This is a genomic window from Niallia endozanthoxylica (assembly GCF_008710145.1).
GTDB classification, from domain to species: domain Bacteria; phylum Bacillota; class Bacilli; order Bacillales; family Cytobacillaceae; genus Bacillus_BD; species Bacillus_BD endozanthoxylica.
Genome location: NZ_VYKL01000015.1, coordinates 205,539 through 230,116, shown reverse-complemented (window position 1 = coordinate 230,116; position 24,578 = coordinate 205,539). Strand labels below are relative to the sequence as shown.

Below are 24,578 nucleotides of genomic sequence, written 5' to 3'. Positions count from 1 at the left end.
TTCCGAGGGGTGTGAACCAAGTGGATATGAATCAATACTTAGAGGTTTTTATTGAAGAAAGTAAAGAACATTTACAGGCATGTAATGATAATTTGCTTGAATTAGAGAAAAGTCCAGATAATATGAGCATTATTAATGAAATTTTCCGGTCTGCCCATACATTAAAGGGAATGTCGGCCACAATGGGTTATGATGATTTAGCCAAACTGACCCATCAAATGGAAAATGTTTTAGATGCAATTAGGCATCATACTATTTCGGTGTCACCTGAATTATTAGATGTTGTATTTCAAGCTGTTGATGATCTGGAAGCAATGGTTAATTCAATTGCTGAAGGCGGTGATGGGAAAAGAGATGTTTCAAGTATCGTTGGAAAATTAAAGATGATTGAAGAGGGTAACGAGGCATTACTCAAGTCAGAAAAAGAGGTAGCTGCAGCAATTGCAACTGAACTAAAACCAGCAGTGCATATTGATTATGATGAATTTGAGCGAACGCTCATTGAAGAATCACATGAACAGGGATTTACTACATATGAAGTATATGTAGCATTACGGGACGATTGTTTATTAAAAGCAGCAAGAGTATATATGATTTTTGAGATTCTGGAGAAACAGGGAGAGATTATTAAATCGTTGCCTTCAGTAGACCAACTCGAAGAAGAACAATTTGATAAAGACTTTACTGTTACATTGATTTCCAAGGAAAATTCAATAGATATTGAAAAGAAAGTGCAGAATGTCTCTGAAGTAGAAACAGTTAGGGTAACAAATGTGTCACCTTCAAAAGTTGGTTCAAAATTAGAAGTAACGGTGAATGATACGAACAAACATGAGACAAAAGAAATGCCAGCGCCTGCAGTGGAAACTTATGAGAAAAGTAAGTCCAAACAGCCTGAACATGATCAAAACAAAGCCGGGACAGCCGGAAAAGCTGCCAGCAAAACAATAAGGGTGAATATTGAACGGCTTGATATTTTATTAAATTTATTTGAAGAGTTAGTGATTGATAGAGGCAGACTTGAACAAATTGCTTCTGAACTTAGAAATCAAGAATTGCAAGAAACAGTTGACCGAATCTCGAGAAATACCGGTGATTTGCAAAATATTATCTTAAATATGCGTATGGTGCCGATTGAAACTGTATTTAACCGGTTTCCACGAATGGTTCGTCAGCTCGCACGTGATTTGGATAAGAAGATAAATTTAGAGATTATTGGTGCTGAAACAGAGTTAGACCGTACGGTTATCGATGAAATAGGAGATCCTCTTGTCCATTTAATCCGAAATTCAATAGATCATGGAATTGAAACTCCTGCAGTACGGAAGGCAAATGGAAAAAGTGTAGATGGAACGGTTACGTTAAAGGCTTATCATAGCGGTAATCATGTTTTTATCGAAATAGAAGATGATGGTGCAGGGATTAATCGTGATAAGGTATTGCAGATTGCCTTGAAAAATGGCATTGTTACAGAGCAAGTAGCGGCGACATTGTCAAATAAGCAAGTATATGAATTAATTTTTGCTTCAGGTTTTTCAACTGCTGAAAAAATATCAGATATATCCGGACGCGGTGTTGGATTAGATGTAGTGAAAAATACGATTGAAAATCTTGGAGGACACGTTTCCGTTGATTCAGTACCGGGGAAAGGTTCCATCTTTTCAATACAATTACCGCTTACTTTATCTATTATTTCTGTTATGCTGGTTGAAATTCAAATGGAAAAGTACGCGGTTCCTCTTTCTTCCATTATTGAAACAGCAATTATTAAAAAGGATGAAATCTTGCATGCGCATAATCAAAAGGTTATCGATTTCCGCGGGAAAATTGTACCATTATTATACTTAAAGGACTTATTTGAAGTACCTGTTGTAAAGGAAGAAAGTGAATTCGTCTCTATTGTCATTATTCGTAAAGGGGAAAAGATGGCTGGCCTTGTTGTAGATTCATTTATTGGTCAACAAGAAGTAGTGTTAAAGTCATTTGGAAATTACCTAACAAATGTTTTTGCTATTCCAGGTGCGACGATACTTGGAGATGGTCAGGTTGCGTTGATTATTGATTGCAACGCCTTGCTTAAATAGTTAGCTGGCTTAAGGTAATGCAGAAGAAAAAGAAGGCGACGAAAAAGAGGTGTATCCAATGTCCGAAACAGTCTCCAAAGATATTAAACTAATTGTTTTTCAGTTAAATGGAAAAGAGTATGGAATCTCCGTTCATTATGTCCATGGGATTGAAAAAGTTCAACATATTACTAGAATTCCAGGTACTGCACCATTTGTAAAGGGTGTTATTAATCTTCGAGGTGTAGTTACGCCTATTATAGACCTTAGAAAGAGATTTGGAATCGAGGAATGTGAATATACGGATGTAACCCGTATTATTATTGTGGCGCTTGATGATATTGAAGTAGGCTTGGTAGTTGATGCTGCAAATGATGTAATCGATATAACTGAAGATGTCATAGAGCCATCTCCGAACTTAGTAGGTGTGGAGGAAGATGAATATGTAAAAGGAGTTGTCAAAGTTTTAAATCGACTTTTAATTATTATAGACCTTTATAAAATTCTTGACCGTGAAAAATTAAAAGTAGAAGGATAATATCATGAATTTTATTCAAAAGATTTCATCGACTCATCTTGATATATTAAAGGAAATTGGGAACATAGGTGCAGGAAATGCAGCAACTGCACTTTCTATGATTCTAAATAAAAAGATTGAAATGTCGGTACCAAATGTTAGGGTTGTGTCCTTTAATGAAATGATTGAAATGGCCGGTGGAGCGGAAAATGTTGTGGCCAGTGTCTATTTGCGTATTGAAGGGGACGCTCCTTCTCATATGTTTTTTATTCTTCCTCTAGAGCAAGCAAATAAATATATTGAACAAATGACAGGAGAAAGTGAATCATTTGAAACCCTCCCATATGGTGAATTGGCTTTATCAGCACTGCAGGAATTAGGGAATATTCTAGCTGGCTCTTATTTGACATCTTTATCAAATTTCACTGGATTACATTTATTTCATTCAGTTCCAGCGACAAGTATTGATATGCTAGGCGCCATAATCAGTTTTGGCTTTATCGAGCTTTCGCAGTTTAGTGATTATGTCATCGTCATTGATACCGCATTAAACAAAACGAATGATGAAAATATTGAACTTGTTGACGGGCATTTTTTTCTATTACCTGACCCGAAATCGTTTGATATTATTTTTCAATCACTTGGAGTTGCCTTAGATGAATAATCTTCAACAAATCGTTAGGGTTGGAATTGCGGATATGAATATTGTAAAGGCTCCGAATTTGATTCGTACATCAGGTCTTGGTTCATGTGTTGGAGTAGTTGTTTATGATCCGTATCAACAAATCGCCGGATTGGCGCATATTATGCTGCCTGATTCATCATTGGCCAAGAATGGGTCCATGACAGCAGCTAAATATGCAGATACTGCAGTAAATGAACTAGTTGCATGCTTAGTTAAACATGGGGCAAGAAAAACAGCACTTAAAGCAAAAATTGCCGGGGGAGCGCAAATGTTTCAGTTCTCATCAGGGAATGAATTAATGAGAATAGGGCCAAGAAATGTTGAAGCGGTAAAGAAACAATTAGCTTCTTTCCATATCGAAATTGTAGGCGAAGACGTAGGAGGAAATAACGGCCGTACAATTGAGTTTGATCCGAAAACCTATTTATTACACATTAAAACAGTTAATAGAGGTATTACTTATTTATAAACTTGAGAAATTCTTCGTTATTGCTGCTGTTCTATATTCTTTTTCTACTTTCCTCTCTCAACGAATGAGAGAGGTTTTTTTAGATAAACATAAGCATGATTGTTGCTTGTTTAATCATGCTGTCTGTTGGAATAGTTCCAAAACTAGCATGGTGGTATGTGTTGCTTTTAAAGAGAAGGAGGAATTAGATGGTATATGTTACTACACCAGATGAACAGCTATACTGGGATAAATGGGTAACTTCTCGTGATAAAGAAGCAGGAAATATATTAATCAAAAAGTATTTATCACTAGTTAGTTATCATGTTCAGCGGATTTCTGTTTCTCTTCCTAAAACGGTTTCGAGAGAAGACCTTACTAGTTTAGGGATGATAGGCTTATATGATGCTCTAGAGAAGTTTGATCCAAACAGGGATTTGAAGTTTGATACTTATGCCTCATTCCGCGTTCGGGGTGCTATCTTGGACGGGTTAAGAAAAGAAGATTGGCTTTCTAGGAGTTCAAGGGAAAAATCAAAGAAAATGGATTCTGTCATCGAAAGGCTGGAACAAAAGTATTTACGTCATGTAACAGAAGAAGAGATAGCCAGAGAATTAAATATTTCAATTGATGAGGTATACGCAACGCTGAATGAACAATTTTTTGCCAATGTGTTATCAATTGATGAGCAACCTAATGAAAGCGACGATAAGAGTACTGCGACATTTATTTTAAAGGATGATAAAGAAGAAAATCCAGAAGAGGCTGTATTAAAAAATGAAGCAATAAATGAAATTGCAGCGATTATTTCCACCTTTAACGAAAAAGAACAATTGGTCATTAGCTTATTTTATAATGAAGAATTGTCGTTAACTGAAATTGGACAAATTATGGGATTATCTACATCCAGAATTTCGCAAATTCATTCTAAATGTATTTTTAAATTGAGACAATTATTAAAAAGGTAATCTGATTATTTATTGGAGACGCTGAGCTTAGAATGATTACAGTGGATAGAGGGATTACATGACCGTTTTTTTTATTATTATTAGTTTTATCATAAATATTATTGCCATTATGGGTATCGTTATCTTATTTCTTAGACAAAATAAATTGGTAAAAGTTGATGAAAATCAAAAGAAAACAATGAAAGAAATGGAAGAACTAATGTCTTCTTATATATTAGAAATGAAAGATGAAAATGAGCGTTTTATTAAACGCTTTGAGACAATGAATAAAGTCCAGTTTTCATCTAATCAATTACCAGAAAAGGCATCTATTCCGCATAAAGAATTTGAAAAAAAGCCGGATAGTGTGTTACCAAAAGTTGAAAAGCAGGAACTTTCATCACGATTAGAGAGTACAGTTAACTTTCAAGCTGTTAGAGCTTATCAAAAACAAACGCAGAATCAACCTGGGAAAGAAGACGTACTTGAGCCCGATACCTCCCAAGCTCAGGAGATTCGACATGATGAAGTAGTGCATAACTCAACAAAGGATGAAAAGAGAAAAAAGCCGGCCAGTAACGAACGGTTGCAAGAATCTTTGCTATTTCAAATATTAAATATGAAACAAGAGGGTTTTTCCATTGAAGAAATAGCGAAGCGACTGAATAAAGGGCAATCAGAAATTGCTTTGTTGCTTAAAATTAATGAAAATCATAAAGAATAACTTGAATGTCATAAATACATATGATATAGTATAAAACGGTGTTAATACACACGCTCACGGATCTACATGAATGGTGCTGTTTCGACAGTTTTCGTATAGAGATGAAATGGGCGGAGGAAAACAAAACCATTAGGAGGAACTATCATGTCAGTTATTTCAATGAAGCAATTACTTGAAGCTGGTGTACATTTTGGACACCAAACACGCCGTTGGAACCCTAAAATGAAAAAATATATTTTCACGGAGCGTAACGGCATTTATATCATCGACCTTCAAAAAACAGTTAAAAAGGTTGAAGAAGCTTACAAATATGTAAAAGAACTTGCTGCTAACGGCGGTACAATTCTTTTTGTTGGTACAAAGAAACAAGCTCAAGATTCTGTTAAAGAAGAAGCTATCCGTTCTGGTATGTACTATGTAAATCAACGTTGGTTAGGTGGAACATTAACTAACTTTGAAACTATCCAAAAGCGTATTGCTCGTTTAAAAGAAATCGAGAGAATGTCTGAAGATGGAACATTTGATGTACTTCCTAAAAAAGAAGTAGTTCAATTGAAAAAACAACAAGAGCGTCTAGAGAAATTCTTAGGCGGAATTAAAGATATGAAACAACTTCCTGATGCTCTATTTATTATCGATCCTCGTAAAGAGCGTATCGCTGTTGCTGAAGCACATAAATTAAATATTCCAATCGTTGGTATGGTTGATACAAACTGTGATCCAGATGAAATCGATGTTGTAATCCCAGCTAACGACGATGCAATTCGCGCCGTTAAATTATTAACTGCTAAAATGGCAGATGCTATTTTAGAAGCGAAGCAAGGGGAAGAAACAGAAGTAGTTGAAACAAACGCTTAATGGTAATTTGCTTTAAGTACGTTTAAGTTATTCTCTAAATGTAAAGAATAGGCTAGACCGTACAGGGAAAGGTGATAAGAGGGAAGCTCCCTTTATCACCTTTTTTTCAAAAAAAGTGATGAACTGAACACAATACATATTATTTTAAGGAGGAAACACATAATGGCTATTACAGCGCAAATGGTTAAAGAACTTCGTGAAAAAACTGGTGCAGGAATGATGGATTGTAAAAAAGCACTTCAACAAACTGATGGTGATATGGAAAAAGCAATTGATTTCTTACGTGAAAAGGGTATTGCATCTGCTGCCAAAAAAGCAGACCGTGTTGCTGCTGAGGGTATCACCTCCGTTCTTGTAGAAGGAAATGATGCAGTTATCTTAGAAGTTAATGCTGAAACAGACTTCGTAGCAAAAAATGAAGCTTTCCAAACACTTGTAAAAGAATTAGGAGAGCAACTATTAAAAGCAAAGCCTGCAACTATAGAAGAAGCGCTTGCTTCAACAATGGCTAATGGTGCTACTGTAGAAGCACATATTAATGCTGCCATTTCTAAAATTGGTGAAAATATGAACCTTCGTCGTTTCGCAGTGAAAACAAAAACTGATAACGATGCATTTGGTGCTTACCTGCACATGGGTGGACGTATCGGTGTGTTAAGTGTAGTAGAAGGAACATCTGATGCAGATGCTGCTAAAGATGTATCTATGCATATTGCAGCTTTAAATCCTAAATTCGTATCTCGTGACGAAGTTTCTCCAGAAGAAGTTGAACGTGAGCGTCAAGTGTTAACTCAACAGGCATTGAACGAAGGTAAGCCGGAAAATATCGTTGCTAAAATGGTTGAAGGCCGTTTAGGAAAATATTTTGAAGATGTTTGCTTACTTGACCAAGCATTCGTTAAAAATCCAGACCAAAAAGTACGTCAATTTGTTGAATCTAAAGGTGGAAAGGTTCGTGAATTCGTACGTTACGAAGTTGGAGAGGGTCTTGAAAAACGTGCAGAAAACTTCGCTGAAGAAGTTATGAACCAAATGAAAAAATAATTTTTGAGCATAATAAAATACGAACTTTTTTCAGGGAACACAATGTGTTCCCTGTTTTTAAAGCAAGTAAATAAATAGTATAATACATATGGAGGTTTTTATGACCAAACCAAAGTATAAACGCGTTGTCTTAAAATTAAGTGGAGAAGCCTTAGCTGGAGACCAAGGTTTTGGAATTTTTCCGGCAGTCATTAAATCGGTTGCTGCACAAGTGAAGGAACTTGCTGACCTAGGTGTCGAAGTGGCTGTAGTTGTCGGCGGCGGAAATATTTGGCGTGGAAAAATTGGAGAAGAAATGGGAATGGACAGAGCAACTGCAGACTATATGGGAATGTTAGCTACTGTCATGAACTCTTTGGCTCTTCAGGATAGTCTTGAACAGGCTGGATGTGAGACACGTGTTCAAACATCAATTGAAATGCGGCAGGTTGCTGAACCGTATATCCGCAGAAGAGCTATTCGTCATTTAGAGAAAAAACGTGTTGTTATCTTTGCTGCCGGAACAGGGAACCCATATTTCTCAACAGATACAACAGCTGCATTAAGAGCAGCTGAGATTGAAGCAGAAGTAATCTTAATGGCAAAGAATAACGTGGATGGAGTGTATTCTGCTGATCCTCGTGTTGATAAAAATGCAAAAAAATATGATGAATTGTCCTATTTAGATGTGATTAAAGAAGGATTAGCCGTGATGGATTCAACAGCTTCTTCTTTATGTATGGACAATGACATACCATTAATTGTTTTTTCTATAATGGAAAATGGAAACATTAAAAGGGCAGTTATGGGTGAAAAAATTGGAACAATTGTTAGGGGGAAATAATTATGCCAACACAAATTATTACGAGTGCTAAAGAAAAAATGACCAAGGCGATTCAGGCATATTCTCGTGAGTTAGCAAGTATTCGTGCAGGCAGAGCGAATGCATCATTATTGGATCGTATAACAGTTGATTATTATGGTGCACCGACACCTATCAATCAATTAGCAGGTATTTCAGTTCCTGAAGCACGTTTGTTAGTTATTCAACCTTATGATAAATCGATTCTTGGAGAAATTGAAAGAGCGATTCAAAAGTCTGATTTAGGCTTGAATCCTACAAGTGATGGAAATATTATTCGAATTGCGATTCCTGCTTTAACAGAAGAACGTCGTAAAGAACTTGTGAAATTGGTCAAAAAAGAAGCTGAAGAAGCAAAGGTTGCAATTCGTAATATTCGTCGTGATGCAAATGATGATTTGAAAAAAAGTGAAAAAGCTGGAGATATAACAGAGGATGATCTTCGCGGATATTCAGATGATATCCAAAAAGTGACTGATGAAAATATTAATAAAATTGATTCAATGACAAAAGAAAAAGAAAAAGAGATTTTAGAAGTATAAATGACATATTTTCATTTTATTTTTGAAATTGAAAGGACCCTCTAACGATTAGGGGGTTTTTTTACTCATTTAAAGGAAACAGTAAGAATATTGAACGTTATTGAATAATATTTTTGCCGGTGTAATTTTCGATTATAGAGATATAAGACAATTTTTTTGGTATGATAGAATAAGGTAAAATCGAATGCCTAGGAACAAATAGGGGATTCATCTTTTATCCGAGGGTGAGCTAACCTGTTGGAGGAGCTACATATGTTTAGTAAATTTAAAATATGGAAGAGGCCAAAGAACTCTTCCAATCTCCGAGAACGAATAGAAAAAGTACAACAACTGCCAATTCCCGAACATATTGCGATTATTATGGATGGAAACGGACGTTGGGCAAAAAAAAGAGCCTTACCAAGAATAGCCGGTCATCATGAAGGAATGAAGGTTGTTCGAAAAGTTACAAAAATGGCTAATCAATTAGGTGTTAAAACACTTACATTGTATGCTTTTTCAACGGAGAATTGGAAAAGGCCTAAAACAGAAGTTGAATACTTAATGAAGCTTCCAGAGGAATTTCTTGGTACATTTCTCCCGGAATTAATTGAAGAGAATGTTAAAGTCAAAGTAATCGGGTATTTAGAGGAACTTCCGTCGCATACATCTAATGCGGTAGAAAGGGCAATTGAGGATACAAAGGATAATACGGGTTTAATTTTGAATTTTGCTCTAAACTATGGAAGCAGATCCGAAATCATTGCAGGGGTTAAAAGTATTATTAACGATTACAAAAATGGTAAACTGAGTGAACATGATATCAATGAGGAATTATTTTCTAACCATTTGATGACGAGTGGATTGTCTGATCCGGACTTATTGATTCGCACAAGTGGTGAAATTAGGCTTAGCAATTTCATGTTATGGCAACTTGCCTATACTGAATTTTGGTTTACAAATGTATTGTGGCCAGATTTTTCAGAAAATCATTTGATTGAAGCCATTGAAACATTTCAGAGGCGCCAACGTCGTTTTGGTGGAGTCTAACAAAGGTGTTGACATTTAGATGAAGCAAAGAATTATTACAGCCATCATTTTTGGGGCCATACTCATTTCCCTCACGTTAATGGGGGGGATACCGTTTGTCATCCTTGCATATTTGTTTGCATCGATTGCTGTATATGAATTATTAAAAATGAGAAAACTGAAATTATTTTCTATTTCTGGTATGATAACATTGTTTGCTTTATGGATATTTCTGATTCCAGAAAAATACCAGGTTTTTTTTGAACGTATTCAGTTAACGAAAGTTGAAGTCCTACTAGTCACTGTTCTGCTTTTATTTGCTTATACTGTTGTGACAAAAAATCGCTTTACATATGATGATGTTGCTTTTTCCATTATGGCAATATTATATATTGGAATGGGATTTTATTATTTTATCGAAACACGTGAAGAAGGTCTTGTTTATATATTTTATTCGTTATTTATTATCTGGGCGACTGATTCAGGTGCCTACTTTACCGGTCGAGCAATGGGAAAAAGAAAGCTTTGGCCTGATATTAGTCCAAACAAGACAGTTGAAGGGTTTTTCGGGGGAATCTTTAGTGCAGTTATCGTCAGCATTCCTTTTGGTTTATTTGCAGATATGGACACTTCCGTTATTCTGCTTGCCATTGTGACAATTTTTCTATCTATATTTGGACAAATTGGTGATTTGGTTGAATCAGCATTAAAACGACATTATCATGTGAAAGATTCAGGAAACATCCTGCCTGGACATGGTGGAATTTTAGATCGATTTGACAGTTTGCTTTTCGTATGGCCTTTAATTCATTTTTTCCATTTATTATAGTGATTAAATATCAATACTTTGGAATGTCTATTCATTTACGTTAATATCTTAAAAAATAGTAAGGTTTTGCCCAAGGATTAGGAGTGTTCTTTCATGAAAAAAATCAGTTTATTAGGAGCCACGGGTTCGATTGGAACACAAACAATCGATATCTTATTGAACCATAAGGAAGAGTTTTCATTAGAAGCCATGTCGGTAGGGAAAAATATTCCCTTAGCCCGGAAAATTATCACTGATTTGTCACCAAACCTTGTCTCAACTATGGAAAAAGAGGATGCTGACATACTACAATCAGAGTTTCCTCATGTTTCCTTTACATATGGTGATAATGGGATAACTGAAGTAGCTGTCTATGAAAAAACTGATATTGTGGTTAACGGGGTAATGGGCAGTGTTGGCTTGAAGCCAACCTTACAAGCCATTGAAGCAAATAAAACGATAGCGCTCGCCAACAAAGAGACACTTGTAACAGCTGGACATCTTGTCATGAATGCAGCAAAAAAACAAGGCGTTGAAGTAATACCAGTTGATAGCGAACATTCGGCTATTTTTCAAGCATTGCAAGGAGAAAATCGAAAGAATATTGAAAGAATTATTCTAACAGCCTCAGGTGGAAGCTTCAGAGATAGAACGAGAGCGGAACTTCAAAATGTATCGGTCGAAGAAGCGCTTAATCATCCAAATTGGTCCATGGGTGCAAAAATTACAATTGATTCTGCTACCATGATGAATAAAGGGTTGGAGGTCATTGAGGCACATTGGCTTTTTGATTTACCATATGAACAAATTGATGTGCTGCTGCATAGGGAAAGTATTATACATTCTATGGTTGAGTTTCATGACAGCAGTATCATTGCCCAATTAGGCAGTCCTGATATGAGAGTTCCTATTCTTTATGCGCTGACTTATCCAGATCGAATTCCGCTTTCTGCTAGGCAAAGATTAAACCTGGCTGAAATTGGAAAGCTTCATTTCCAGGAAATGGACATGGAGCGCTATCGCTGTTTGAAATTGGCATTTGAGGCAGGAAAGGCCGGAGGATCATTTCCAACTGTTTTGAATGCTGCAAATGAAGCAGCTGTGGCTGCATTTCTAGAAGGAAGAATTACATTTTTACAAATTGAGAATATGGTTGAACAAGCTTTGGAACGTCACAGCGGGGTTATGAATCCGAGTTTGTCGGAAATAGAGGAAATTGACCGTGAAACAAGAGAATTTGTCTTTCAATCCCTTTAAACTAGAAGGAAAGATATATCATCATGATTGTAATGTTCTAGCACTCTATCTTTAAATAAAGGTGGTTATATATTGACAACAGTAATAGCCTTCATCGTTATTTTTGGGGCATTGGTATTTTTTCATGAATTAGGTCACTTAGTCTTCGCAAAAAGAGCTGGAATCCTATGTCGTGAATTTGCAATTGGTTTCGGACCAAAGGTTTTTTCTTTTAAGAAAAATGAAACCATCTATACGATACGCTTACTGCCCATTGGTGGATTTGTCAGAATGGCTGGTGAAGATCCTGAAGGAGTTGAGATTAAACCAGGCTATCGAGTCGGGCTTGTTTTAAACAACGATGATAAAGTACAAAAAATAATCTTAAATAATAAAGATAAGTTTCCAAATGCTATCATCATGGAAGTAGAATATGCAGATATGGAACATGAGCTGTTTGTAAAGGGTTTTCTTGAAGGCGACGATGAGGAAGTAATGAAAAGGTACAGCATCCTTCCAAATGCAGTGATTGTTGAGGATGGAGTAGAGTCTCAAATCGCTCCATACAATCGTCAGTTTGCTTCCAAAACATTGGGACAACGAACAATGGCAATCTTTGCCGGACCGATGATGAATTTTGTTTTAGCTTTTTTTATTTTTGTACTGATTGCGTTATTGCAAGGAATTCCTTCAAACGAGCCTATGCTTGGTAAACTGACTGAGGATGGTTCCGCTCTTTCTTCAGGTCTAAAGGAAGGCGATATTGTTCAATCCATTGATGGTGTCGAAATATCTAATTGGTCAGATGTAGTAGAAGTGATTCGGAAAAATCCTGAAAAAGAATTAACTTTCTTAATTAATCGGGACGGAGATGAACAGGAAATTTCGATTACTCCTAATGCACAAAAATTAGAAGATGGCACTACCATTGGAATAATAGGAGTATTCAGTCCAGTAGAAAAATCACCGCTTAAAGCGATTACGTATGGAGCGACTGAAACGTATTTTTGGACAACTGAAATATTCTCTGCATTAGGTAAACTGATTACTGGTCAATTTTCGATTGATGCCTTATCAGGCCCAGTTGGAATCTATCAATCAACAGATATGGTTGCACAGTCTGGGGTCTATTATTTAATGAGATGGGCAGGAATGTTAAGTATTAACCTTGGCATCATGAATCTTCTTCCGATTCCTGCATTGGATGGAGGCAGATTATTGTTCTTTGCGGTTGAAGCTGTTAGGGGGAAACCTATTGACCGCCAAAAAGAAGGGATGATTCATTTCCTGGGTTTTGCCTTATTGATGCTGCTGATGCTTGTTGTAACATGGAATGATATTCAACGATTCTTTTTGTAGTTAAAAGCTTTAGCTGATGGGGGGCGGATTCATAAGCCCTCCACTTGTGGTTGCATATAAGAAAAGCAAGTGTTTTATTGAAATGAATTTTTTTATTAATAATTTAACCCGAGGTGCAAATGATGAAACAAAGTAAGATGCTTATTCCTACTCTAAGAGAAATCCCAGCAGATGCTGAAATTAAGAGTCATCAATTATTATTACGTGCAGGTTTTATCCGTCAAAATGCAAGTGGTGTGTATAGTTTTTTACCTTTAGCAAAACGTGTCCTTCAAAAGGTGGAGCAAATTGTCCGTGAAGAAATGGATGCTACTGGAGCCGTAGAATTATTAATGCCTGCACTGCAGCAAGCAGAGCTTTGGCAGGAATCAGGAAGATGGTATACATATGGTCCTGAATTAATGAGATTACATGACCGGCATAACAGGGAATTTGCATTAGGGCCAACACATGAAGAAGTAATTACGAGCCTTATTAAAGATGAGGTAAAATCATATAAGCGTCTGCCGCTTTCACTATATCAAATCCAAACAAAGTTTCGAGATGAAAAAAGACCGCGTTTTGGTTTGTTAAGAGGAAGAGAATTCATTATGAAGGATGCTTATTCTTTTCATTCGTCAAGAGAAAGCTTAGATGAAGTGTATAATGAGATTTTTCAAGCTTATTCTAATATTTTTTCACGCTGTGGCTTGAATTTCCGTGCGGTTATTGCAGATTCAGGTTCTATCGGTGGTAAGGGGACACATGAGTTTATGGTTTTATCAGATATCGGTGAAGATACCATTGCCTATTCTGATACATCTTCCTATGCGGCTAATATTGAAATGGCTCCTGTTGTGGCTTCATATGAGAGAGGTAATGAGACAGAAAAGGAATTAGAAAAGGCATTAACTGAAAATCAAAAGACGATTTCAGAAGTATCGGCCTTTTTAAATGTATCTTCTGAAAAATGTATAAAATCATTATTATTTAAGGTAGATGAGAAGCCTGTTCTTGTATTGGTTCGAGGTGACCATGAAGTAAATGATATAAAGCTGAAAAATATTTTTGATGCAGGTATTGTAGAACTTGCCGAGCCGGAGGAAACACTAAATATTCTTGGATGTTCGATTGGTTCGTTAGGCCCTGTAAATGCAAAGGGTGTAGAGATTATTGCTGATCATGCTGTCGAAGCAATTGTAAATGGTGTGTGTGGCGCAAACGAAGAGGACTATCATTACGTAAATGTAAATCCTGGACGTGATTTCTCTGTTACTCGTTATGAAGATATCCGTTTTATTCAGGAAGGTGATCCGTCTCCGGATGGCGAAGGAAATATCTTATTTGCAAAGGGTATTGAAGTAGGGCATGTGTTTAAATTAGGTACAAAATACAGTGAAGCAATGAATGCAGTTTATCTTGATGAGAATGGAAAAACACAGCCATTTATTATGGGTTGTTACGGCATAGGTATCTCTAGAACAATGGCATCCATTGCCGAACAATTTAATGATGAAAAAGGGTTAATCTGGCCAGTTGCGGTTGCCCCATTTAAAATTCATATTGTTGCTGTCAATATGAAGGATGAAGCTCAAAGTTCACTTGCTGAAAATCTCTATGATGAGTTAAAACAAACCTACGACGTATTACTCGATGATCGTCAGGAACGTCCAGGAGTTAAGTTTGCTGATAGTGATTTAATCGGCCTGCCTGTCCGTATTACGGTTGGCAAGAAAGCAAGCGATGGAATTGTTGAAGTCAAAGTTCGTCAAACGGGTGAAATGTTTGAGGTTCATACTAGTGAATTGATTGGAAAGGTTACAGACATTCTTTCTTCTTTATAAAATAGTCAAAAGAGTTAGCGCTTAGTAAAGGGACCTATTCTTCATAATGGGAACTTTTTAAGCGCTAATTTTTTTCTAAAGGAATGTACACTCATTTATACGATGGAATTCCATCCTAAATAATAGTGTAGTGTGCTATAATACTTTTTGTGCTTATATTATAAAAAGAAATAGTAAGCGGGAGGAGAGATATCTAAATGAGTGTTGACTCAGGAAAAAATGAGCGTTTTCAGCTCTTATTACAGCAATTAAACCTTACTGAAGATGCCATTGTTCCATATTTCTCGAAAGCCCAGATTGAAAAATTGGTTATCGAAAAAAAGGCTAGGAAATGGCATTTTCACTTTTTATTCGAGAGTATTTTACCATACAATGTCTTAAGTACTTTTTTAAATAAACTTGAAACAACTTTCTCTTACATTGCTCAAATTTCCTACTCCATTAAAGTATTAGATTCTCAATTTACTGAACAGCTGGTAGTAGATTATTGGAGAAAATGTATTCAAGAAATAGAAGGAATCTCACCGCCGCTTTCCAAGCTGTTAAACGAACAACTCCCCAAATTACAGGGGAACAAGATGTTGATTAAAGTTCGAAATGAAATGGAAGGTTTATCGATCAAACGGAAATATGCCAGTTTGATTTCTCAAATCTATGAGGAATACGGCTTTCCTATTTTTGCAATTGATACGGAAGTATCTACGGAACAGGCAAATGAAGAATATCAACAATTTTTGTTGGCAAAGCAAAAAGAAGATGAAGAAAGAGGTATGCAGGCACTCGTTGAAATGCAGAAGCGTGATGAAAAGGCTGATGATGTGGTCGAGGACAGCGGACCACTAACGATTGGCTTAACCATCCGTGATGATACGGAATTCAGAAAACTAGAAGAAATAACAGATGAAGAGCGCAGGATTGTGATTGAGGGATATGTATTTGCTGCTGAAACGAAGGAACTTCGCAGCGGCCGTACGTTATTAACCTTTAAAATTACGGATTATACAAGCTCTATTCTTGTTAAAATGTTTTCTCGTGATAAAGAAGATGCAGCCATGTTTAATCGTGTTCAAAAGGGAATGTGGTTAAAAGTTCGAGGAAGCATCCAAAATGATACGTTCGTTCGTGACCTTGTTATGATCGGAAATGATGTTAATGAAATAAAGCCGCCGAGTAGAAAAGATACGGCACCTGAGGATGAAAAACGCGTTGAACTTCATTTGCATACACCGATGAGCCAAATGGATGCAGTCTCTTCTGTCAGTTCTCTTGTCAGTCAAGCAAAAAAATGGGGACATAAAGCCATTGCGATTACTGACCATGCTGTCGCACAATCCTTCCCGGAAGCGTTTAGTGCTGGTAAAAAAAATGATATAAAAATTCTCTACGGTGTTGAAGCTAATTTAGTTGATGACGGTGTGCCAATTGCCTACAACTCGGCTCATCGAAAACTAGCTGATGATACGTATATCGTTTTTGACGTTGAGACAACCGGTCTGTCTGCTGTATATGATACAATCATTGAATTGGCAGCAGTAAAGGTTCGCGGAGGAGAAATAATCGACCGCTTTGAATCATTTGCCAATCCTCATCGTCCGCTGTCAGCAACGATTATCAATTTGACACATATTACAGATGACATGCTGCAAGATGCACCAGAAGTGGAAGCTGTTTTAAAAAGATTTCATACATGGGCGGAAGATGCTGTACTTGTTGCGCATAACGCTTCCTTTGATATGGGCTTTTTAAATATGGGCTATACAAAAATTGGTTTGGAGAAGGCATCAAACCCGGTTATCGATACGTTGGAATTAGGTCGCTTTTTATACCCTGAAATGAAGAACCATCGTTTAAATACGCTCGCCAAAAAGCTGGATGTCGAATTAACGCAGCATCACCGGGCGATTTATGATGCTGAAGCAACTGGATATATTCTAATGAAAATGTTAAAAGACACGGCTGAAAGGGGTATTGAATACCATAATCAGTTGAATGACAATATGGGTCAGGGAAATGCTTACCAAAGATCTAGACCATACCACTGTACATTGCTGGCACAAAATGATATTGGGTTAAAAAATTTATTTAAACTGGTTTCTGTTTCCCATATTAATTATTTTTACAGGGTTCCTAGAATTCCCCGCTCACAGTTAGAAAAGTTCCGCGAAGGCATTATTGTCGGTTCTGCCTGTGATAAAGGCGAGGTGTTTGAAGGCATGATGCAAAAGGGTCCTGAAGAAGTAGAGAAGATTGCTGAGTTCTATGATTATCTAGAAGTTCACCCGAAGGAAGTATATAAGCATTTAATTGAATTAGAACTAATACGTGATGACAAAGCGTTGGAGGAAATTATTCGTAATATTGTCATGCTCGGTGAAAAGCTAAACATACCGGTTGTTGCAACAGGGAATGTTCACTATTTAAATCCAAATGATAAAATATACCGGAAGATTCTTATCAGCTCACAGGGCGGCGCCAATCCGTTAAATCGACATAAATTACCGGATGTTCATTTTAGAACAACAAATGAAATGCTTGATGCTTTTGCTTTTCTTGGAAAAGAAAAAGCAAAAGAAATTGTTGTTGAAAATACCAATAAAATTGCTGATATGATTGAACCAATAAAACCGATTAAAGATGATTTGTATACACCAAAAATTGAAGGGGCCGAAGATGAAATCCGAAACATGAGTTACGGTATGGCAAAACAGATTTATGGTGACCCGCTTCCGGAAATTGTTGAAGCAAGGCTTGAAAAAGAATTAAAAAGTATAATTGGCCACGGATTTGCTGTTATTTATTTGATTTCACATAAGCTAGTTAAAAAATCTCTTGACGATGGATACCTCGTTGGTTCTCGTGGTTCTGTAGGCTCGTCACTGGTTGCAACTATGACGGAAATTACCGAGGTTAACCCACTGCCGCCGCATTATATATGTCCTGAATGCAAGCACTCTGAGTTTTTTAATGATGGTTCTGTTGGATCTGGTTTTGATCTTCCTGATAAAGAATGCCCGAACTGCGGCACATTGTATAAAAAAGAAGGTCAGGATATTCCGTTTGAAACCTTCTTAGGTTTCAAAGGGGACAAGGTACCCGATATTGATTTAAACTTTTCCGGAGAATATCAGCCTCGTGCTCATAACTATACAAAAGTATTATTCGGTGAAGATTATGTTTATCGCGCAGGAACGATCGGTACAGTCGCCGATAAAACAGCTTTTGGTTATGTAAAAGCGTATCAGCAGGACCATAACCTTCAGCTTCGTGGTGCAGAAGTAGAAAGGCTTGCCTCAGGATGCACCGGGGTCAAACGAACAACAGGACAGCATCCGGGCGGAATCATAGTTATTCCAGATTATATGGATGTATTTGATTTTACACCAATCCAGTTTCCAGCCGATGATAGAAATTCAGAATGGAAGACAACTCATTTTGATTTCCATTCCATCCATGATAATGTCTTGAAGCTAGATATACTTGGACACGATGATCCAACCGTCATTAGGATGCTCCAAGATTTAAGCGGGATTGATCCTAAAACGATTCCAACGGATGACCCGGAAGTGATGAAAATATACAGCAGTACCGAGTCTTTAGGTGTAACGGAAGAACAAATTATGTGTAAAACGGGGACATTGGGGATTCCTGAATTTGGAACTCGTTTCGTAAGACAGATGCTCGAAGATACGAAACCGACAACTTTTTCTGAGCTTGTTCAAATATCTGGTCTATCTCATGGAACGGATGTGTGGCTTGGAAATGCTCAAGAGCTGATTCAGAATAATATTTGTACGCTTCCCGAGGTAATTGGATGTCGTGACGACATTATGGTTTATTTAATCTATCAAGGCCTTGAACCATCACTTGCATTTAAAATTATGGAATCAGTGAGGAAAGGGAAAGGCCTAACAGAAGATATGGAAGCAGAAATGCGCAAGAATGAAGTTCCGGAGTGGTATATTGATTCTTGTAAAAAGATTAAGTATATGTTTCCTAAAGCCCATGCTGCAGCTTATGTATTAATGGGAGTTCGTGTTGCTTATTTTAAAGTACATCATCCGATTTTATATTATGCAGCCTATTTTACGGTTCGTGCTGAGGATTTTGATCTTGAAGCCATGGCAAAAGGTTCAGCTTCCATTAGGGCGAAAATTGATGAAATCAATGGAAAAGGGCTTGATGCTTCGACAAAGGAAAAAAACTTGTTGACAGTATTGGAGCTTGCGCTTGAAATGTGTGAACGGGGCTATTCGTTTAATAATGTCGATTTATACAGATCAAGTGCTTCAGAATTTATTATTGATGGTAATTCATTGATTCCTCCGTTTAATGCCATACCTGGTTTAGGGACAAATGCAGCTTATAATATTGTAAAAGCACGTGAACAAGGGGAATTTCTATCAAAAGAAGACCTTCAGCAAAGAGGAAAAGTATCAAAGACAATTATGGAATACTTGGATAATCAAGGCTGTCTTGAATCATTACCAGATCAAAATCAACTATCCTTATTTTAATATTAATTGTTGAAAAGGGGAGAGGAAGTCTCCCCTTTTATTGTTTTCTAGCTGACGAATCTGACCAAGACGCTTCCGCATTTCGATGTTTGCATTAAATATTTGGATATGTTATAGTTTTAGTGGAAATACTAAGGATAACTCTGGTAATAAAGAGTGGGGAAACCCACTCTTTCGTATTGTCTATACATATCCTGGTGAGTTATTGCTTTTAGAAACGGCCCTGTTTAAACAATACGGTTGATTTTTGTAACTCCTGTGCTCCTAAGCTTTCTTCACGCAGTTGGAAGAAGGCATAAGCAATATACAGGAGTTTTCTACATTCATTTAAACTTATGGTGCTTAAGTGTAAAGGAGGGATACCGTGAGCAAAGTGGCAGAAACGGTTAGTCAATTAGTCACGCCAATATTGGATGATATGGGACTTGAGCTTGTTGACATTGAATATGTTAAAGAAGGTAAAGATTGGTTTCTCAGAGTATTTATTGACAAAGAAACTGGCATAGATATTGAAGAATGTGGATTAGTTAGCGAGAGACTTAGTGAGAAATTAGACGAGGTTGATCCGATTGTGCATAATTACTTCCTTGAAGTTTCTTCACCTGGAGCAGAGCGCCCTCTAAAAAAGGATAAAGATTTTGAAAAAGCGATTGGAAAAAATGTATTCATTAAAACGTACGAGCCAATTGAAGGTGAAAAGCAATTTGAAGGAATTTTAACCCACTTTGATGGAATAACTGTTACACTAGAAATCAAAATAAAAACAAGAAAGAAAAGCGTGAACATTCCTTATGAGAAGGTAGCACAGGCAAGACTTGCTGTTAGCTTTTCTTAACAAAGGAAGAACTGTAAATTAAGGGGGAACCATTCTCATGAGCAGTGAATTACTAGATGCTCTGTTAGTGCTTGAAAAGGAAAAAGGAATTTCTCGAAATGTCATAATGGAAGCGATTGAAGCAGCACTTATCTCTGCCTATCGCCGAAATTTTAATCAAGCTCAAAATGTAAGAATTGATATTAATTTAGGTGCAGGGTCTATGCGTGTATTTGCCCGAAAAGAAGTGGTAGATGAAGTATTTGATCCTCGTCTTGAAATTTCACTTGATGATGCTCGCCGCATTAATCCAAATTACCAAATTGAAGATGTAGTTGAGCTAGAAGTAACACCAAAGGATTTTGGTCGAATTGCAGCTCAAACGGCTAAGCAAGTTGTAACGCAACGTGTTCGTGAGGCAGAACGAGGTATTATTTATTCAGAATTTATTGATCGCGAAGAAGATATTATGACAGGGATTGTGCAAAGACAGGATCCAAAGTTTATCTATGTCAGTCTCGGTAAAATTGAAGCAATTTTGCCTAGCAATGAACAAATGCCGAATGAAAGATACAAACCACATGATCGCATTAAGGTATTTTTAACTAAGGTTGAAAAAACAACAAAAGGTCCGCAAATATTTGTTTCCCGTACACATCCGGGGTTATTAAAAAGATTATTCGAAATAGAAGTACCTGAAATTTATGATGGTACGGTTGAAATTAAATCAGTTGCGCGTGAAGCTGGCGACCGCTCAAAGATTTCTGTTCACTCTGATAATCCAGAAGTAGATGCAGTCGGGTCTTGTGTAGGACCTAAAGGATCTCGTGTCCAAGCAATTGTTAATGAATTGAAGGGTGAAAAAATTGATATTGTAAAATGGTCAGCTGACCCTGTTGTTTTTGTTGCGAATGCATTAAGTCCTTCCAAGGTTCTCGATGTAATCGTAAATGAAGCAGATAAAGCAACGACGGTTATTGTTCCTGATTATCAGCTTTCGCTTGCAATCGGTAAACGTGGTCAAAATGCACGTTTAGCTGCAAAGCTGACAGGGTGGAAAATTGATATCAAATCTGAAAGTGATGCTCGCGAAGCAGGTATTTTTCCTCGTGAGGAATCACTATTAACCTTTAATCAAGAAGATATAGAAGAAGAAGTGGACTTTGAGTTAAAACATAATCATGATATCGATGTAGATGATGATATTAACTTTGATACTGACAACTTTGATGATGAACGATAAATTATTCAAGGAGGGATGAGGGTGAACAGTCGAAAAAAAGTGCCTTTACGTAAATGTGTCGTGACTGGTGAAATGAAACCTAAAAAAGAATTAGTTCGAATCGTCCGTTCTAAAGAAGGGGAAGTGTCAGTCGATTTAACGGGTAAAAAATCGGGTCGTGGCGCATATCTTTCCTTGGATAAAGAAACCGTTCTATCTGCAAAAAAGAAAAATGTGTTATCCAATCATTTACAAGTATCAATTGATGATTCTATATATGATGAGTTATTGGAGCTTATCGAAAAGGAGAATCGATTATCCTAATGAATGAACATCAATGGGTATCATTGCTTGGATTAGCCAATCGAGCGCGGAAAATTATTTCGGGAGAAGAGTTATCCGTAAAAGAAATTAGAAGCGGTAAAGCAAAGCTCATTCTATTATCGTCAGATGCTTCTGCTAACACAGCTAAAAAAATTACAGATAAATGTAAATCCTACGGAGTTCCTTTAAAAATCATTGAAAACCGTGAAATATTAGGACGTGCAATTGGAAAAGAGGCACGTGTTGTGGTTGCATTATTAGATGAGGGATTTGCAAAAAAATTAATGACGCTGCTCGATTAAATATCAGCGGGGGTGAAAGTATGAGTAAAATACGCGTGTATGAATACGCAAAAAAATTAAATATCTCAAGTAAAGAAGTTATTACGAAATTAAAAGACATGAATATAGAGGTTTCAAATCATATGACAACAATCGAGGATGATGCTGTGAAAAAGCTAGACGGATATTTTCAAAAGAAGGATGATAAAAAGCTTGATGCAACTGGGCAGCAAGGAAAAGAAAAAACTCAGTATCAAACGGAGTTGGATGATGAACAGCATGTGGTAAAAACCAAAGATGTTATTAAATCGTCGCCTAAAAAGCCAAGTCAAAATACACAAGCAAACCAAAAAGGCGGCTTTAATAAAAATAAAGGTAAAAGTAACCAAAATAATCAAAATAAAAATAAAAACAATCAGCATAAAGGTAAACATCAGTATCAAGCACAGCCGGAAAAGAAGAAAGAAAAGGAACTTCCTGCTAAAATTACATTCACTGAATCTTTAACTGTTGCAGAGCTGGCAAAAAAGCTGCATCGAGAACCATCTGAAATCATCAAAAAATTATTCTTGCTCGGTGTTATGGCAACCATTAATCAGGATCTTGATAAAGATGCAATTGAATTAATTGCCGGTGAATATGGGGTAGAAGTTGAAGAAGAAATTAAAATTGATGTAACAGATCTTGAAGTTTACTTCACAGATGATGAAGATGTAGAACTAGTTGAAAGACCTTCAGTTGTTACAATCATGGGTCACGTTGACCATGGGAAAACCACATTGCTTGATTCCATTCGTCACACAAAAGTAACAGCAGGAGAAGCAGGAGGAATTACACAGCATATCGGTGCTTATCAAGTGGTTGAAAACGGGAAGAAGATTACGTTTTTAGATACTCCTGGTCACGCTGCTTTTACAACGATGCGTGCTAGAGGTGCAAAAATCACAGACATTACGATTCTTGTTGTAGCTGCAGATGATGGGGTTATGCCACAGACAGTTGAAGCTATCAACCATGCGAAAGCTGCTGAGGTTCCAATTATTGTTGCGGTAAATAAAATTGATAAACCTACAGCAAACCCTGATCGTGTGATGCAGGAATTAACAGAACATGGTCTTGTCCCAGAAGCATGGGGTGGAGATGCCATTTTTGTTCCAATCTCTGCAAAAACCGGTGAAGGAATTGATTCCTTACTAGAAATGATTCTACTTGTCAGTGAAGTGGAAGAATATAAAGCCAACCCAAATCGTAAAGCGGTTGGAACAGTTATCGAAGCTCAATTGGATAAGGGTCGCGGATCTGTCGCAACTTTACTTGTACAAAACGGTACATTAAAAGTTGGAGATCCAATCGTTGTTGGTCATACATTTGGTCGTGTCCGTGCCATGGTGAATGATTTAGGACGCCGAGTAAAAGAAGCAGGTCCATCAACACCAGTGGAAATTACCGGATTAAACGAAGTTCCGCAAGCTGGAGATCGTTTCGTTGTTTTTGATGATGAAAAAACAGCTCGCCAAGTAGGTGAAGTGAGAGCATCTTCCGCCCTGCAAGCGCAGCGCAGCGAAAAAACAAGAATAAGCCTTGATAACTTGTTCGAGCATATGAAGCAGGGTGAAATGAAGGAACTTAATATTATTATTAAAGCAGATGTTCAAGGATCTGCGGAAGCACTTGCGGCATCATTACAAAAAATCGATGTTGAAGGTGTAAATATCAAGATTATTCATACGGCTGTTGGAGCGATTAATGAGTCCGATATTTCTCTAGCTGCTGCGTCAAATGCGATTGTCATTGGATTTAATGTTCGTCCGGATAATAATGCAAAACGGGCAGCAGACCAAGAGGATGTGGATATTCGTTTACATCGTATTATCTATAAAGTGATAGAAGAAATTGAAGCTGCCATGAAAGGGATGCTTGATCCGGAATTTGAAGAAAAAATCATTGGTCAAGCAGAAGTTCGTCAAACCTTTAAAGTATCCAAAGTGGGAACGATTGCCGGAAGCTATGTAACAGACGGAAAAATTACGCGCGACAGCGGTATTCGTTTAATCCGTGATGGGGTTGTTATTTTTGAAGGAGAAATTGATGATTTGAAACGCTTTAAAGATGATGTAAAAGAAGTTAGTCAAGGTTATGAATGTGGTATTACCATCAAAAACTTCAATGACGTTAAAGAAAGTGACGTGATTGAAGCATATATTATGGAAGAAGTGGGACGTTAATGATAGTTGGCTTAGCCGCCTTCGAATGTATTATTTACAATGCCCATTCCTTAAAAGAAAAGCGGGCAGTCTTACAACGAGTGATGACTCGACTAAAGCAAAAGTATAATGTGTCAATTGCTGAAGTGGATTTTCAAGATACTTGGCAAAGAAGTAAACTCGCTATTGCTGCTGTTGCATCTGCTCATGTAGCAGCGGAAATAGAATTGCAGAATGCCCTTAAGTTTATTGATTCGTTTCCAGAATTGGAACGGACCATCACCGATATAGAATGGCTTTAATAAAAGAGGTGAGA

The 24,578-nt window shown here is 37.1% G+C and carries 22 protein-coding genes; all 22 read left to right on the top strand.

Annotated elements, in window-relative coordinates; all coding sequences use genetic code 11:
• The first annotated feature begins 20 nt into the window (after nt 1-20).
• A complete protein-coding gene (locus tag F4V44_RS08190; RefSeq protein WP_150439510.1) occupies nt 21-2,084 on the top strand; it encodes a chemotaxis protein CheA in 2,064 nt (687 codons plus the stop codon).
• 58 nt (nt 2,085-2,142) lie between these two features.
• On the top strand, nt 2,143-2,601 hold the full coding sequence (locus tag F4V44_RS08185) for a chemotaxis protein CheW (protein ID WP_150439509.1): 459 nt from the start codon (nt 2,143-2,145) through the stop codon (nt 2,599-2,601).
• Between the two features lie 4 nt (nt 2,602-2,605).
• Entirely contained in the window at nt 2,606-3,244 is a 639-nt protein-coding gene (locus F4V44_RS08180) for a chemotaxis protein CheC (RefSeq protein ID WP_150439508.1), read from the top strand.
• Nucleotides 3,237-3,734, top strand: coding sequence for a chemotaxis protein CheD (locus F4V44_RS08175; protein ID WP_150439507.1), 498 nt, complete (start codon nt 3,237-3,239; stop codon nt 3,732-3,734). Before F4V44_RS08180 ends, F4V44_RS08175 begins: the two co-directional genes overlap by 8 nt.
• Before the next feature lie 188 nt (nt 3,735-3,922).
• Nucleotides 3,923-4,681 carry a FliA/WhiG family RNA polymerase sigma factor gene (locus F4V44_RS08170; RefSeq protein ID WP_150439506.1) on the top strand — a complete coding sequence of 253 codons (759 nt, stop codon included), beginning with the start codon at nt 3,923-3,925 and terminating at the stop codon, nt 4,679-4,681.
• A gap of 58 nt (nt 4,682-4,739) precedes the next feature.
• A complete protein-coding gene (locus F4V44_RS08165; RefSeq protein ID WP_150439505.1) occupies nt 4,740-5,384 on the top strand; it encodes a DUF6115 domain-containing protein in 645 nt (214 codons plus the stop codon).
• A gap of 144 nt (nt 5,385-5,528) precedes the next feature.
• The gene (rpsB, locus tag F4V44_RS08160) at nt 5,529-6,242 is read left to right on the top strand and encodes a 30S ribosomal protein S2 (protein ID WP_150439504.1); all 714 of its coding nucleotides are present in this window, start codon (nt 5,529-5,531) and stop codon (nt 6,240-6,242) included.
• Nucleotides 6,243-6,404: 162 nt separating this feature from the next.
• A complete protein-coding gene (gene tsf / locus F4V44_RS08155; protein ID WP_150439503.1) occupies nt 6,405-7,286 on the top strand; it encodes a translation elongation factor Ts in 882 nt (293 codons plus the stop codon).
• Between the two features lie 100 nt (nt 7,287-7,386).
• Nucleotides 7,387-8,109 (top strand): UMP kinase, encoded by a 723-nt coding sequence (pyrH, locus tag F4V44_RS08150; protein WP_150439502.1) that lies wholly within the window; start codon nt 7,387-7,389, stop codon nt 8,107-8,109.
• A gap of 2 nt (nt 8,110-8,111) precedes the next feature.
• Nucleotides 8,112-8,669: a ribosome recycling factor gene (frr, locus tag F4V44_RS08145; RefSeq protein ID WP_150439501.1), complete on the top strand. Its 558-nt coding sequence runs from the start codon at nt 8,112-8,114 to the stop codon at nt 8,667-8,669.
• A 252-nt stretch (nt 8,670-8,921) separates the two neighbouring features.
• Nucleotides 8,922-9,698, top strand: a complete 777-nt coding sequence (locus F4V44_RS08140) for an isoprenyl transferase (RefSeq protein WP_150439500.1) — start codon at nt 8,922-8,924, stop codon at nt 9,696-9,698.
• Nucleotides 9,699-9,717: 19 nt separating this feature from the next.
• Entirely contained in the window at nt 9,718-10,506 is a 789-nt protein-coding gene (locus F4V44_RS08135; RefSeq protein ID WP_150439499.1) for a phosphatidate cytidylyltransferase, read from the top strand.
• Nucleotides 10,507-10,599: 93 nt separating this feature from the next.
• The gene (gene dxr / locus F4V44_RS08130; RefSeq protein ID WP_150439498.1) at nt 10,600-11,742 is read left to right on the top strand and encodes a 1-deoxy-D-xylulose-5-phosphate reductoisomerase; all 1,143 of its coding nucleotides are present in this window, start codon (nt 10,600-10,602) and stop codon (nt 11,740-11,742) included.
• Nucleotides 11,743-11,814: 72 nt separating this feature from the next.
• Nucleotides 11,815-13,080, top strand: coding sequence for an RIP metalloprotease RseP (rseP, locus tag F4V44_RS08125; protein WP_150439497.1), 1,266 nt, complete (start codon nt 11,815-11,817; stop codon nt 13,078-13,080).
• 122 nt (nt 13,081-13,202) lie between these two features.
• Nucleotides 13,203-14,903, top strand: coding sequence for a proline--tRNA ligase (locus F4V44_RS08120; protein ID WP_150440095.1), 1,701 nt, complete (start codon nt 13,203-13,205; stop codon nt 14,901-14,903).
• Nucleotides 14,904-15,100: 197 nt separating this feature from the next.
• Nucleotides 15,101-19,417, top strand: coding sequence for a PolC-type DNA polymerase III (locus F4V44_RS08115; RefSeq protein WP_150439496.1), 4,317 nt, complete (start codon nt 15,101-15,103; stop codon nt 19,415-19,417).
• 364 nt (nt 19,418-19,781) lie between these two features.
• Nucleotides 19,782-20,252: a ribosome maturation factor RimP gene (gene rimP / locus F4V44_RS08110; protein WP_150439495.1), complete on the top strand. Its 471-nt coding sequence runs from the start codon at nt 19,782-19,784 to the stop codon at nt 20,250-20,252.
• Between the two features lie 37 nt (nt 20,253-20,289).
• Nucleotides 20,290-21,474 carry a transcription termination factor NusA gene (gene nusA / locus F4V44_RS08105; RefSeq protein WP_150439494.1) on the top strand — a complete coding sequence of 395 codons (1,185 nt, stop codon included), beginning with the start codon at nt 20,290-20,292 and terminating at the stop codon, nt 21,472-21,474.
• 21 nt (nt 21,475-21,495) lie between these two features.
• The gene (rnpM, locus tag F4V44_RS08100) at nt 21,496-21,777 is read left to right on the top strand and encodes an RNase P modulator RnpM (protein WP_150439493.1); all 282 of its coding nucleotides are present in this window, start codon (nt 21,496-21,498) and stop codon (nt 21,775-21,777) included.
• Nucleotides 21,777-22,079 carry a YlxQ family RNA-binding protein gene (locus F4V44_RS08095; protein WP_150439492.1) on the top strand — a complete coding sequence of 101 codons (303 nt, stop codon included), beginning with the start codon at nt 21,777-21,779 and terminating at the stop codon, nt 22,077-22,079. Before rnpM ends, F4V44_RS08095 begins: the two co-directional genes overlap by 1 nt.
• A gap of 20 nt (nt 22,080-22,099) precedes the next feature.
• Nucleotides 22,100-24,283 (top strand): translation initiation factor IF-2, encoded by a 2,184-nt coding sequence (gene infB, locus F4V44_RS08090; RefSeq protein WP_150439491.1) that lies wholly within the window; start codon nt 22,100-22,102, stop codon nt 24,281-24,283.
• Nucleotides 24,283-24,564 (top strand): DUF503 domain-containing protein, encoded by a 282-nt coding sequence (locus tag F4V44_RS08085; protein ID WP_150439490.1) that lies wholly within the window; start codon nt 24,283-24,285, stop codon nt 24,562-24,564. The genes infB and F4V44_RS08085 overlap by 1 nt, the downstream gene beginning before the upstream one ends.
• Nucleotides 24,565-24,578: the final 14 nt, after the last annotated feature.